Annotated in this window: 10 protein-coding genes; 7 read left to right on the top strand and 3 right to left on the bottom strand. The window is 70.8% G+C overall.

Features of this window, described 5'->3' with window-relative positions; genetic code table 11:
• The first annotated feature begins 4 nt into the window (after window positions 1-4).
• Window positions 5-1,030, top strand: coding sequence for a hypothetical protein (locus ACQY4O_RS08340; protein WP_428375734.1), 1,026 nt, complete (start codon window positions 5-7; stop codon window positions 1,028-1,030).
• A gap of 58 nt (window positions 1,031-1,088) precedes the next feature.
• On the opposite strand, the gene ACQY4O_RS08345 is transcribed toward ACQY4O_RS08340, so the two are convergent.
• The 3 genes from ACQY4O_RS08345 to ACQY4O_RS08355 form a co-directional block, all read right to left on the bottom strand.
• Entirely contained in the window at window positions 1,089-1,556 is a 468-nt protein-coding gene (locus tag ACQY4O_RS08345) for a hypothetical protein (RefSeq protein WP_428375735.1), read from the bottom strand.
• A gap of 276 nt (window positions 1,557-1,832) precedes the next feature.
• Window positions 1,833-2,222 (bottom strand): MarR family transcriptional regulator, encoded by a 390-nt coding sequence (locus tag ACQY4O_RS08350; RefSeq protein WP_428375736.1) that lies wholly within the window; start codon window positions 2,220-2,222, stop codon window positions 1,833-1,835.
• 120 nt (window positions 2,223-2,342) lie between these two features.
• Window positions 2,343-3,848: a leucyl aminopeptidase family protein gene (locus ACQY4O_RS08355; RefSeq protein ID WP_428375738.1), complete on the bottom strand. Its 1,506-nt coding sequence runs from the start codon at window positions 3,846-3,848 to the stop codon at window positions 2,343-2,345.
• Between the two features lie 96 nt (window positions 3,849-3,944).
• Between ACQY4O_RS08355 and ACQY4O_RS08360 the strand changes: the two genes are divergently transcribed.
• From ACQY4O_RS08360 to ACQY4O_RS08385, 6 genes are all read left to right on the top strand, one after another.
• Window positions 3,945-6,587: a helicase-related protein gene (locus ACQY4O_RS08360; RefSeq protein ID WP_428375739.1), complete on the top strand. Its 2,643-nt coding sequence runs from the start codon at window positions 3,945-3,947 to the stop codon at window positions 6,585-6,587.
• An 8-nt stretch (window positions 6,588-6,595) separates the two neighbouring features.
• Window positions 6,596-6,904: an RNA-binding S4 domain-containing protein gene (locus ACQY4O_RS08365; protein ID WP_428378144.1), complete on the top strand. Its 309-nt coding sequence runs from the start codon at window positions 6,596-6,598 to the stop codon at window positions 6,902-6,904.
• A gap of 120 nt (window positions 6,905-7,024) precedes the next feature.
• The gene (gene fdxA, locus ACQY4O_RS08370) at window positions 7,025-7,363 is read left to right on the top strand and encodes a ferredoxin FdxA (RefSeq protein ID WP_428375741.1); all 339 of its coding nucleotides are present in this window, start codon (window positions 7,025-7,027) and stop codon (window positions 7,361-7,363) included.
• Between the two features lie 181 nt (window positions 7,364-7,544).
• The gene (locus tag ACQY4O_RS08375) at window positions 7,545-8,204 is read left to right on the top strand and encodes a cytochrome c3 family protein (protein ID WP_428375743.1); all 660 of its coding nucleotides are present in this window, start codon (window positions 7,545-7,547) and stop codon (window positions 8,202-8,204) included.
• Between the two features lie 34 nt (window positions 8,205-8,238).
• Window positions 8,239-11,139, top strand: coding sequence for a TAT-variant-translocated molybdopterin oxidoreductase (locus ACQY4O_RS08380; RefSeq protein ID WP_428375745.1), 2,901 nt, complete (start codon window positions 8,239-8,241; stop codon window positions 11,137-11,139).
• Complete coding sequence (locus tag ACQY4O_RS08385) at window positions 11,136-13,022, top strand: quinol:electron acceptor oxidoreductase subunit ActD (protein ID WP_428375746.1); 1,887 nt, start codon at window positions 11,136-11,138, stop codon at window positions 13,020-13,022. Before ACQY4O_RS08380 ends, ACQY4O_RS08385 begins: the two co-directional genes overlap by 4 nt.
• The last annotated feature ends 13 nt before the right edge of the window (window positions 13,023-13,035 follow it).

Here is a 13,035-nt window from a genome sequence, read left to right on the forward strand (position 1 = left end):
GGGGATGCGTCTTGTCCCGGCAGCCGGCCTGCCGCCGTCGCTGGTGGTGCCGCTGTGCGTGGCGGCCCTGCTGATCTCGGCCGCCGCGGTGCGGCTGATGATCCGGGTCGGCGTGCTGGATCGTCCGGGCCATCGCAGCGCGCATGTGCGCCCGACTCCGAAGGGCGGCGGCGTCGGCCCGGTGCTGGCGCTGGTGCTGCTGCTGCCGGTGGCACTCGTCCAGCTTCCGGCGGGCGTCGTCGCGGGACGGCGTGCGGCGGTTCTGCTGCTGGCGGTGGTGGTCCTGGCCGCGGTGTCGTGGCTGGACGATCTGCGGCAATACCGGCCGCTGGTGAAGCTCGCGGCACAGGCGGGCTGCGCGGCGCTGGTGGCGACGATGATCGCGCTGCCGGCCGGCGCTGCATGGCCGGCGCTGGCGATCGGTTTCTGCTGGCTGATGTTCGCGACCAACGCGCTGAACTTCATCGACGGCCTCAACGGACTGGCCGCCGGGAGCATGGCGCTCTGCGGGCTGGCGCTCGGCCTGGATGCGGCCGACCCGCTCTGCGCCGTCACCGGGCTGCTGCTCTGCGCCGGGCTGCTCGGCTTCCTGCCCTTCAACTACCCGCGGGCCCGGATCTTCCTCGGCGATGTCGGGAGCCAGGGCGCCGGGCTCGCGGTCGCCGCCTGCGCGCTGCTGCACTGGCGGCACAGTGCCTCAGCCGCCGGCCTGCTGGCCGGACCGTTGCTGCTGGCGGGCGTCCTCTACGATGTCGGCTTCACCCTGTGCCGGCGCGCGCTGCGTGGCGAGCGCCTGTCGCAAGCGCATCGCGGCCACCTGTACCAGGTCGCGTTCCGCGCCGGCGTGCCGGCGTGGCTGGTCGCCCTGCTGCATTGGGGGTTCGTGCTGTGGGGCGCCGTGTTGATGCTGGGGCTGCAGCGCGGGCAAGGTTCGCTCCCCGCGGTGGTCGCGGCGGCGCTGGTGCCGCAACTCGCCTGGACCGCGCTGGTGCACCGTCGAACCCGAACTCATCCGGTCGGGCGCTGGTAGCCACTTCGAGCCGGCTGCCCGGACCACACGGCGTGTGGCCCGGGCAGGTGCGGCGCGACTACTCGGAGAGCTTGAGCTGGATGCCCTGCGCCGCGCCGGAGAGTCTGGCACCCTTGCTGATGTCGTCGATGCGTATCTCGACGCCGTTGCCGTTCTTCAGCACACGGCCGCCGATGCCGTTGCCGAGCGTCGCCTCGCCGTCGGCCGCGGCATAGGTCCCGTCGAAATCATGCAGATGGCGCAGGTGATAGACGCGGCCGTGGCCGGTCACGCTCGAATAGCCGACCGCCGCCACATCCACGCCCTTGACGTTGAAATGGTAGTCGCGGCCGTGGAAGCGCAGCACGCCGTCACCCCAGGTATAGCCGACGCCGACATCGGCGGCCTTGGCGGTGATGGTGACGTGGCCGATGACCGGGCCGGAGGCGCCAGGGTCGCGCGCGGCGAGCGCCGGACCCGCGAACACAGGCGCCGCGAGGACGGGCAGGGAGAGGGCAAGACCGGCAGCAAAGGCGGCGATCCGCATGGATAGGATCCTTTCTTGGCGTGGAGGACGCGGCATCGTCATGTGATGCGCTCGCGGCAGTATCGTTCGAGAACCGGCCCGGTTGCAGGACAGGCGGGCGGCCATGGCGGCTCTGCCCGGAGGGGTGCCCGTTTGGACACACAGGCCTGCAGATCGCCCCGCCGACCAGAAAAGCCTCAGGGTATGAGACGACGACGCACCCCGCATCCCGCTTTCGCGGAACACGTGGCACAGTCGTCAGGTCGGCACGGGCGTCAGGTCAGGCAGGAGGCCGGATCAGCCGGCGCGGCGCGACCCATGCTCGGCGGCATGGCCACCCTTGCGCGCGACGCTGGAGGCCTCGGTCATGATCGAACGCAGCTCGCGCAGGTAGGCGGCGCCCTTGAGGGTCCGCTGCACCAGGATGGAGCGGCGGTCCATCGGATCGACCTTGCGGCGGGCGAGATCGAGTTCGCCGAGCCGGTCGAGCGCCCGGGTGATCGCCGGCTTCGAGACGTTCAGCTCCGCAGCCAAACCGCGGACCGTGTGCGCGCCCTCCTGGAGATAGCAGGTCAGGAACACGCCGAGCTGGCGGGCCGACAGGTCCGGTCCGTCGCGGCGGACCATCGACACGACAGTGTCACGCAGGGTTCCAACGAGCTGATCCGATGACGAGGGTTGTGGCACCTTCAAATCCTTTCTTCAACGACACGACCGATAATCCGGTTGGTCTGACTGCATTCGGCGAAGGACAGGTCGCGATGGCGCCCATCCCCAAAAGCGTTAACAGGATCGTAACAGCTCGCTTTATAGACGGGGAGATCGATTTGGTTCAGTGCCGATTATGTTACCAAGCTGATCCGGTTCCCCGTGCAGGTTAAGAATCCGCAACAAACCTTTGTAACAGGCCCGGAGTCCCTGGGCGTCTCCCCCCTCCGGTTGCCCCGGCGACGCCGAGTCGCGCCAGGCATATGTGTCGAGATGGGCCCAACGGACAGATTTTTTGACGAATCGTTGCAGAAACAAGGCTGCCGTGACTGCACCAGCCATCGGCTTCGATGAAACATTATTCAGGTGTGCGACCGGGCTGCTGAGCCAGCTGTCGTACGCCGGATGCAGCGGCAGCCGCCAGACCGGGTCGTGCGCGGCGATCCCGCCTTGCAGCAGGGCCCCCGCCAGATCGTCATCGTTGCTGAACAGCGCCGGCAGGTCGGGACCGAGTGCGACCCGCGCGGCGCCGGTCAGGGTCGCGGCATCGATCAGGACCGACGGCGCGGCCTCGCAGGCCTCCGCCAGCAGGTCACTCAGCACCAGCCGTCCTTCGGCGTCGGTGTTGCCGATCTCCACGTTGAGCCCGGCGCGGGTCGCGATCACATCGGACGGCCGCATCGCGTCGCCGGACACGCTGTTCTCCACGCAGCCCAGCCGCAGCTGCAGCCGCACCGGCAGGTCGCGCTGCATGATCAGCCGCGCGAGGCCGAGCATGATCGCGGCCCCGCCCATATCCTTCTTCATGCGCAGCATCGCCGCCGAGGTCTTCAGGTCCAGGCCGCCGGTGTCAAAGCAGACGCCCTTGCCAACGAGCGACACCAGCGGCGCCCGCGCATCGGCCGCCGAGCCCTGCCAGTCGGCGCGCATGACGCAGGGGGCGCGGCGTGACCCGCGCCCGACGGCGTGGATCGCGGGATAGCCGCATTCGAGATCCGCCCCGGACACCAGCGCGGTGCGGGCGCCGAAGCGTGCGGCAACCTCGCACGCCGCCTCGGCCAGCTGCTGCGGGCCGAGCCGGTTCGCCGGCATGTTGACCAGGTCGCGCGCCAGCCAGATCGCGCGCGCCTGCGCGGCGCCTGCCAGAGCCGCGCCCTCGCTATGCTGCATCGCGAGGCGCGCCGCCGGCCGCGCGTCCGGATCGCGCAACGCACCGAAGCGGTAGGCGCCGAGGCAGAAGCCGAGCACCGCCATTTCGGCATCGTGCGGCTCCGGTCCGGCCAGATGCCAGTCGCCGGGCGGCAGGCCACGCGGCAATCCGGCATAGACCTCCGGGGCCGGCGCCTGCCGCCCCGAACCGAGTCCGAGCAATGCCGCGCCGACACCCGCGCCGCCCGGCAGCAGCGCGATCTCCCCGGCGCTCGCGGTGAAGCCGGTCTGCTCCAGCCAGCCGGCCAGCGACCCCGCAAAGCCGGTGCCCTGCACGAGCTCCTGGACCAAGTCCGGCAGCGACTCGGGGCGGACGACATGCACCGGCCGCGTGTCGCGGGCATCGCCGAGCCCGTCGGCAAGGCAATCGAGCGGGCGGTCGAACATCATGGTCATCCTTCGCAAGGTCCGGCACCGTCATGCAGCCAACCTGGGCTTGCAATCCCCAAGCTGCGCTTGCAATCCGCACGCGCCGACCCGACCATCAAACCCATGCCGGGCGTCGCTTTCCGGGCTCGCAGCCCATACTCCCCCGCCGCCGGCGGCAGGTCGCAGGGAGCAGCGGATGACCCAGCCTACGGCCGGCACCGCGTCCGCGCGGTGCTCGGGCCGACCAATACCGGCAAGACCCATCTCGCCATCGAGCGGCTGCTGGCGCACGGCTCGGGCATCATCGGCTTTCCCCTGCGGCTGCTGGCGCGCGAGAACTACGACCGCATGGTGGCCGCCAAGGGCGAGCGCCACGTCGCCCTGATCACCGGCGAGGAAAAGATCGTCCCGCCCGGCGCGCGCTACTTCTCCTGCACGGTGGAGGCGATGCCGCTGGACCGGAGCGCCGAGTTTGTCGCTGTCGACGAGATCCAGCTCTGCGCCGACGCCGACCGTGGCCATGTCTTCACCGAGCGGCTGCTGCATGCGCGCGGCCTGGTGGAGACCATGTTCCTCGGCGCCGAGACGATCCGCCCGCTGCTGGGCCGCCTGATCCCGGACGCCGACATCGAGACCAGGCCAAGATTGTCGCAGCTCACCTATACAGGGAACGCCAAGCTCACCAAGCTGCCGCCGCGCTCGGCGGTGGTCGCGTTCTCGGCGGCCGAGGTCTATGCGATCGCGGAACTGATCCGGCGCCGTAGAGGCGGCTGCGCGGTGGTGATGGGCCGGCTGTCGCCGCGCACGCGCAACGCGCAGGTGGCGCTGTACCAGGACAAGGAGGTCGACTACCTCGTCGCCACCGACGCGATCGGCATGGGGCTGAACATGGACGTGAACCATGTCGGCTTCGCCGGGCTGTCGAAGTTCGACGGGTCGCGGCCGCGCCGGCTGAGTGCCGCCGAGGTGGCGCAGATCGCCGGGCGCGCCGGACGCGGCATGCGCGACGGCAGCTTCGGCACCACCGCGACCTGTCCCGACCTCCCCGAGGACGTGGTGGCGGCGGTCGAGGCGCATCGCTTCGATCCGCTCGAGCAGATCTTCTGGCGCAACGGCGCGCTGGATTTCGGCAGTCCCGACCTGCTGCTGGCCAGCCTGCAGGTGCCGCCGCCGCGTCGGGGACTCGTCGCCGGCAACCAGGCGGCCGACCTGCTGACGCTCGATGCGCTGACCCGCGACGACGACATTCGCCGGCTTGCCGGAAGCAGGACGGCGACCCGCCTGCTCTGGGAAACCTGCCAGATCCCGGACTTCCGCAAGCTCGGCGACGACAGCCACACCAGGCTGTGCGCGCGCGTCTTCACCAGCGTCATGCAGACCGGGCGGCTGCCGACCGACTGGCTGGCGGCGCAGATCACCGCGCTGTCGCGCAGCGAGGGCGACATCGACACGCTGATGCAGCGCCTGTCCGGCGTGCGGGTCTGTTCCTACATCGCAGCGCGGCGCGACTGGCTCGACGACGCGCCGTACTGGCAGGGCAAGGCGCGCGAGGTCGAGGACCTGCTGTCGGACGCCCTGCACGAGCGGCTGACCACGCGCTTCGTCGACCGCCGCGCGGCGCTGCTGTTCCGACGGCTCGACGAGGCGGCAGGCCAGGACATGCTGTCCGCGGTCACCACCCAGGGCGAGGTCGTGGTGGAGGGGCACTCGGTCGGCCATGTGGCGGGCTTCGGCTTCCAGCCGGACCCGCTGGCGGAGGGCCCTTCGAGGCGGCTGGTGCTGCGCGCCGCGCGCCGGGCGCTGCGCGAGGAAATGCCGCGCCGGGTGCAGGCGCTGGTGGCCGCCGCCGATGCGGCCTTCAGCATGTCCGGGGACGCGCAACGGCTGCTCTGGACGTCGACGCCGGGGAGTGCTGCGCCGGTGGCGCGGCTGCGGCCGGGCGCCGCGCTGCTGCAGCCGATGGTCGAGGTGCTGGACAGCGAGTTTCTCGACGGCGCGCAGCGCCAGCGGGTGCGGGCAAGGCTGCAGGCCTGGCTGCACGGCCAGATCGCCGCGACCCTGGCGCCGCTGTTCGAGGCGCAGGCGCAGGCCCAGGCGGATCCGCTGCTGCGCGGCCTGCTGCACCGCCTCGTCGAGGAAGCCGGCCTGGTCGGCGGTGCAACCGCAATATCGGTGTCGCCGCTGCTGCGCCGGCGCCTCAAGCCGCTCGGCATCCGCGCCGGCCGGCTCGCCTTGTTCATGCCGGCGCTGCTCAAGCCGCGCCAGTCGCGCCTGCGCGCGGTGCTGCTGGCGGTGCGCGCCGGCGTCAGCCTGCCGCCGCTGCCGCCCGCGGGCGCGGTCAGCGTCGCGCGCGACGGCGCGGCCGACATGGCCCCGGCCGCACTGCTGGGCGCGCTGGGGTGGGTGGCGGCCGGGCCGGTCTGGCTGCGGCTCGACATCGCCGAGCGGGTGATGGCGGAGGTCGCCTGGCTGACCCGTGAGAGGCCCGCGGCGCTGCCGTCGGACCTGGCCTCGCTACTGTCGGTGCAAGCGGACCTGCTGCCCGCGGTGCTGCGTGGCCTCGATGTCAGGCTGCGGCCGGCGGCCCCGCTGCCGGACGGTCATGCCGGGGCCCCCTGCCCGCCCTTGATGAGCCTGGCGCGACGGCGCGATCCGCAGCCGGTCACACAGGCGGCACCGCTGCCCGACGCACCCGGCCGCACCCGTCGCGACGGTCCGTTCGCCGCCCTGGCCGCGCTGCGGGTGGATCGTGGAGGCGGACGCTGAGCCGGGCGCTGAGCCGGCCGGGCGGCCAGCCGGAGCAGGAAGACCGCAACTGGCAGCGTCTCGATACGTGGCTGTGGTGCGCGCGGTTTCTCAAGGCCCGCTCGGACTGCGCCCGGCTGGTGCAAGGCGGGCTGATCCGGGTCAACCGCCAGCCGACCGACAAGCCGCATGCCAGGCTGCGGCCGGGCGACGTGGTGACCCTGCCGCGCCGAGACCAGGGCGTGACCGTGCTGCGCATCGTGGCGCTCGCCAAGCGCCGTGGACCGGCGGTGGAGGCGCGCGGGCTGTATCAGGAGATCCCCGAGCCAGGCTGCTGAAGCCCAAGCGGGGAACCGTCGCGGGCGGCTTGCGCTTGCGCGCAAAACGTCCGCATATCTCGGCGCCCGTCGCGTCCCGGCCACAGGACGGCTGCCGACCAATCTAGCCTGGAGATGGTGATGACCTACGTGGTCACCGAGAGCTGCATCCGCTGCAAATACATGGATTGCATCGAGGTGTGTCCTGTCGACTGCTTCTACGTCGGCGAGAACATGCTCGTCATCAATCCGGACGAATGCATCGATTGCGGGGTCTGCGAGCCGGAATGCCCGGTCGAGGCGATCTTCCCGGACAGCGACGACCGTGCCGGCGCGTGGGCCGAGAAGAACACCGAGTTCTCCAAGACCTGGCCGAACATCACCCGCAAGGGCACCCCGCCGGCCGATGCCGACGAGTGGAAGGACAAGCCCGACAAGGCGGAATTCTTCTCGCCCGAGCCGGGCCAATCTTCCGGCTGAACTTCATCTGGGGCGCCTGACGGAAACGTTTGCTCGGGCACTCTGGCAGCCAGCGCTGCCGCCACGCATAACAGCGTTGCGCAACGTTCCGCGCATTCGGCTGTGAGGCGGGGATGGGCATGACGGGTTCCAGGAAGGCACATCCGGCACAGCGACGGGCCTGACTGGCAGGCGCGCGTCCATGCGGCAACTCTTCGCGCCCGGCGCCGATGCGTGGATGCGCCTGGTGCTGTTGTCCCTGCTGCTCCTGGCCGGCGGCAGCGTGCTGATCCTGGAGATGCTGCAGCACTCGGCCTATGTCTCGCGCGTCGGCATCGCTCCGGAACAACCGGTGCCGTTCAGCCACAAGCATCATGTCGGCGAGCTCGGCATCGATTGCCGGTATTGCCACACCGGCGTCGAGGTCAGCGCCAGCGCCGGACTGCCGCCGACCCATACCTGCATGACCTGCCACTCGCAGCTCTGGACCGGGGCGGCGATGCTCGCACCCGTGCGCGACAGCCTCGCCCGCGATCAGCCGCTGGCCTGGGTCCGGGTGCACCGGCTGCCCGACTACGTCTATTTCAACCACAGCATCCATATCGCGAAAGGCGTCGGCTGTTCGTCGTGCCACGGCGCGGTCGACCGGATGCAGCTGACCGCACGCGCGCAGAACCTCACCATGCAGTTCTGCCTCGACTGCCACCGCAACCCGGCGATGCGGCTGCGCCCGCCCGATCAGGTCTGGAACACCGAATGGACGCCGCCCGCCGACCAGGCCGCGCGCGGCAAGGCATTCCTTGCGCTGTACCACATCCGCAGCGGAGCCCAGCTCTCCGACTGCTCGATCTGCCATCGTTGAGGGCGCGATCGGGATGAGTCGCGATCACCCCGGCTTGACTGACCTTCGCCGCCGGCTTTCCGCCGGGCACGGCGCGCTCTGGCGCAGCCTCGACCAGCTCGACGACAACGACGCCTTCCGCCGCTTCCTGCACACCGAGTTCCCCCAGGCTGCAAGCGTCGGCACGACCCCGGCGCGCGGCTTCGACCGGCGTGCCTTCCTGCGCGTGATGGCGGCCTCGCTGTCGCTGGCCGGGCTCGCCGGCTGCGACGACCCGGACGACGATCCGCGCTCGAAGGAAATCCCCTATGTCGACCAGCCGCAGCAGGCGCGGCCGGGCCAGGTGATGCGCTACGCCTCGTCGACACTCATCGACGGGCATGCCAACGGCGTCATCGTGCTGACGCGCGACGGACGGCCGGTCAAGATCGAGGGGTCGCCGGCGCATCCCTGGAGCCGTGGCGGCACCGACATCGCCGGCCAGGCCTCGGTGCTGGATTTCTGGGACCCGTTCCGCTCGCAGGCGGTGCTCAGGCTCGGGCGCCCCGACGACTGGGACAGCCTGCGCCCGGCGCTCAATGCCTTGCCGCGCGGTGGGCTGCATCTGCTGACCGGGCCGGTCACCTCGCCGTCGCTGCTGGCGCAGATCCAGGGCCTGCAGCAACGCTTTCCAGGCATGCGCTGGCATGTGCATGCGCCGTCGGATGCGCGGGCGTCGCAGGAAGGTGCCGCCGCCGCGTTCGGCCGCCCGCTCGACACGCTGTACGATTTCTCAGAGGCGCAGACGGTAGTGTCGCTCGACGGGGACTTCCTCGATCCGGGTCCGCGCCAGGTCGGTCTGGCATCGCGCTGGTCGGCGGCCCGCCGTGCCTCGGCCGACCGGGGATCGCTGCTCACCCTGCATGCGGCGGCGCCGACGCCGACGCTCACCAGCAGCAAGGCGGACCACACCCTGGTCGCGAGCCAAGGCGAGATCGAGCGCCTGGCGCACACCCTGCTCGACGGCGGCGGTGATGCCAGCGCCTGGCAACAGCGCGTGGCACGGGCGCTGGCCTCGGCGCCCGGCCGCTCGATTGTCCTCGCGGGCGCGTGGCAAGCCGCGTCGGTGCATGAGGCGGTGCATCGGCTCAACGCACGGCTGGGCAATGTCGGCCGCGGCGTGCTGCATGTCGAACCGGTAGCAGCACAAGCGGAGGATCTTGCCGCCCTGGTGCAGGCGATGCAGCAGGGCCAGGTCCGGACGCTGCTGGTGCTGGGCGCGAACCCGGTGCAGGACGCCCCCGCGGCACTCGGCTTCGCCCAGGCGCTGGACCGGGTGCCGATGAAGCTGCATGCCGGCCTGTATGTGGACGAGACCGCCGCCCTATGCGACTGGCACCTGCCGCTGGCGCATCCGCTGGAAAGCTGGGGCGATGCGCGCGCCGCCGACGGCACCGTCAGCCTGATCCAGCCGACCATCCTGCCGCTCTATGCCGGGCGCTCGGCGCCTGAGATCCTGTCGCTGCTGACCGATGCCCAGCCGCAGGACGCACAGACGCTGCTGCGCTCGTACTGGCGCACGAGGCTCGGGCAGGATTTCGAGGCGGCCTGGCGCAGGGCGCTGCTGGCCGGGTTCATCGACAAGACCCAGGCCGCGTCGGTTACGGTCGCTTCGACCGCGGCAACCCGGGCACCACCCGCAACCCCGGCGCCACCCGCCGGAACCGTCGAGGTGCTGTTCCGGCCCGATCCCGTCCTGCGTGACGGTGCCAGCGCCAACAATGCCTGGCTGCAGGAGCTGCCGCGCCCGCTGACCCGGATCGTCTGGGACAATGCGGTGCTGGTGTCCCCAGCCCTGGCGGTCGAGCTGGGCGCCGCCGAGGGGGACGTGCTGCGCCTCGAGGCCACGGGACCGGAGGCTGGCGGCCGCGCGGTCGAGGGGCCGGCCTGGATCATGCCCGGGCAGGCCGCACGCAGCGTCACCCTGACGCTGGGCTATGGCCGCACCAGTCCCGACATGCTGGCCACCGGGATCGGCTACGACGCGGCGCCGCTGCGGCCGGCGGCAACACCCTTCCATCTCGCATCGGCATCGATCACCCGCACCGGTCGCCGGCACGAGCTGGCGACGACGCAGAACCACAACACGATGGAGGGCCACGACCTGGTGCGGGTGCAGCAGGTCGGCGCGGCCCCGGTCGGCGACCGGACGGGAGCACCCGACATGCTCTATGGCGGCAAGTCCGCCACCGGCAGTTCTCCGGCCGACAATCGCGCATGGGGCATGGTGATCGACCTCGATAGCTGCATCGGCTGCAATGCCTGCGTGGTGTCGTGCCAGGCGGAGAACAACATCGCCGTGGTCGGGCGAGATCAGGTGGCCGAGGGCCGCGAGATGCACTGGCTGCGCATCGACCGCTACTATGAGGGCGACGTGGAAAGCCCGGCGACGCATTTCCAGCCGGTGCCGTGCATGCATTGCGAGGATGCGCCCTGCGAGGTCGGCTGCCCGGTGGAAGCGACCGTGCACGACCATGAAGGCCTCAACGTCATGGTCTATAACCGCTGCATCGGCACCCGCGCCTGCTCCGGCTACTGCCCGTACAAGGTGCGCCGCTTCAACTATCTCGACTACAGCGCCGGCGCCGCGCCACAACTCGCCGAGCAGCGCAATCCGGATGTCACCGTGCGTGCCCGCGGCGTGATGGAGAAATGCACGTACTGCGTGCAGCGCATCGCCCAGGGTCGCATCGACAGCGACAAGAGCGGCAATGCGATCGCCGACGGCAGCGTGCAGACCGCCTGCCAGACCGCCTGCCCGACGCAGGCGATCAGCTTCGGCGACCTGAACGATGCGCACAGCGCGGTGCGTGCGAAACGGCATGATCCGCGCAACTACAGCCTGCTCGGCGAGCTCGGGGTGAGGCCGCGCACGACCTACCTGGCCGAGTACGCGCCGAAAGCGGACCGCACATGACGCCGCCGGCCTTGCAGCCCGGGCTGCGCTGGTGGCTGGGGCTGGCCGCGTCCATCGGCCTCATCGGCGTGCTGCTGATCTCGCTCGGCTGGCTGCTCTACGAGGGCACCGGCGTGTGGGGCAACAACATCCCCGTCACCTGGGCGCTCGACATCGTCAGCTACGACTGGTGGATCGGGATCGCCTGCGGCGCCTTGCTGGTATCGTCGGCGATGTTGCTGTTCGGGACGCCGGAGCGCGACGCGCTCAATCGCATCACCGAGACGGTTGCGGTGCTCGCGGCGGTGGCGGCGGCGGTCTATCCGATCATCCATCTCGGCCGCCCCTGGTTCTTCTACTGGAACCTGCCATACCCGAACACCATGCTGCTGCAGCCGCAGGTGCGCAGCCCGCTATTCTGGGACGCCATCGACATCCTCGCCTATCTCACCATCAGCGTGTCGTTCTGGGCGACCGGGCTGCTGCCGGACCTTGCCCGCCTGCGCGACCGCGCGTCGGAGCGTATCACCGAAGGCGATCCGGACTACGAGAACCGGCGCCGGCTGCGGGCCCGGCTGTACGGCGTCGCCGCCCTGGGCTGGCGCGGCTCGGCGATGCACTGGCATCGCTGGCGACAGGCGATGCGCTGTCTCGCCGTGCTCGGGCTGCTGATCGTGCCGACCCTGCAGTCGGGTGCCGCGGTGATGTTCGCCGGCACCGTGCTGCCGGGCTGGCACGACACCATCATGCCGGTCAGCTTCCTGGTCGGCGCGGTGTTCTCCGGGGTCGCCGCGGTGGCGCTGGTCAGCATCGTCGCGCGCTCGGCGCTGCGTCTGCAACGCAGCATCGATGCGCGCCCGCTGGCGCTGCTCGCCTGGCTGCTGCTGGGCTTGGGCCTTGCGGAGCTGTACTGCGAGGCGGCCGGGATCTATGCCACCCTGCTCGGCGGCGACAGCACCGAGATCGCGTCGCTGCACCGCCGCCTGGCCGGCGACCAGGCCTGGGCGTTCTGGACCATGCTCGCTGCCGGCCCGCTGGCCGCGCAACTGTTCTGGCTGCCGTTCGTGCGGCGCTCGGCCGCCGCGATCGCCAGCCTCGGCGCCAGCATCTGCCTCGGCATGTGGGCCGACCATTTCATGGTGATCGTGCCCGCGCTCGAGCACGACTTCCTGCCGTCGTCGGCGCACGCATACACGATCGGCTTCTGGGGGCTGGCAACGTTCGCAGGCTCCGGCGGCCTGTTCCTGTTCCTGCTGCTGGTGCTGCTGCGCATCCTGCCGGCGGTGGTGCTGTCGCTGCGGACGCAGCAGGACCCGCATCCGGCGGCGCAGTTCAAGTCGCCCTCGCATGGCGCGCCGCTCTGGGGGGTCGCGGCCGAGTTCGACCAGCCCGGCCGGATGATCGAGGCGGCGCGCCAGATGATGCAGGAGCACGGCATCGTCCGCCCCGGCATCTCGCGGCTCGACCTGTTCTCCCCGGTGCCGCTGGCGGACGCGGACGCGGCCCTTGCGCTGGCCTCGCGCGGGGTGCCGGAGGCGGCCGTCACCGGCTTTTTGCTCGGTGCTCTCTCGATGTTCGGCTACTGCGCCACTGTCAGCACGACCTACTACGTCCTCGATATCGGCGGCCGGCCCTGGTTCTCCTGGCCGTCCTTCATCGTCCCGAGCGTCTCGTCCGGATTGCTCTGCGCCGCGCTGGGCACCGTCGGCGTGCTGCTGGTCAAGAACCGGCTGCCGCGCCTGAACCATCCGGCGTTCAACATCCCGAACTTCAACCATGCCTCGCACGACCGGTATTTCCTGGTGCTCGAGGGGCTGGTGGAGAGCTTTCCGGCCGAGAAGGCGCTGGCGGCGCTGCATGCGCTGCAGGCCGGACCGGTGCAGATCAGCCGGGTACCGCGATGAGAGCGGCCTGCGC

It is taken from the genome of Lichenicoccus sp., from assembly GCF_965277665.1.
Taxonomy (GTDB): domain Bacteria; phylum Pseudomonadota; class Alphaproteobacteria; order Acetobacterales; family Acetobacteraceae; genus Lichenicoccus.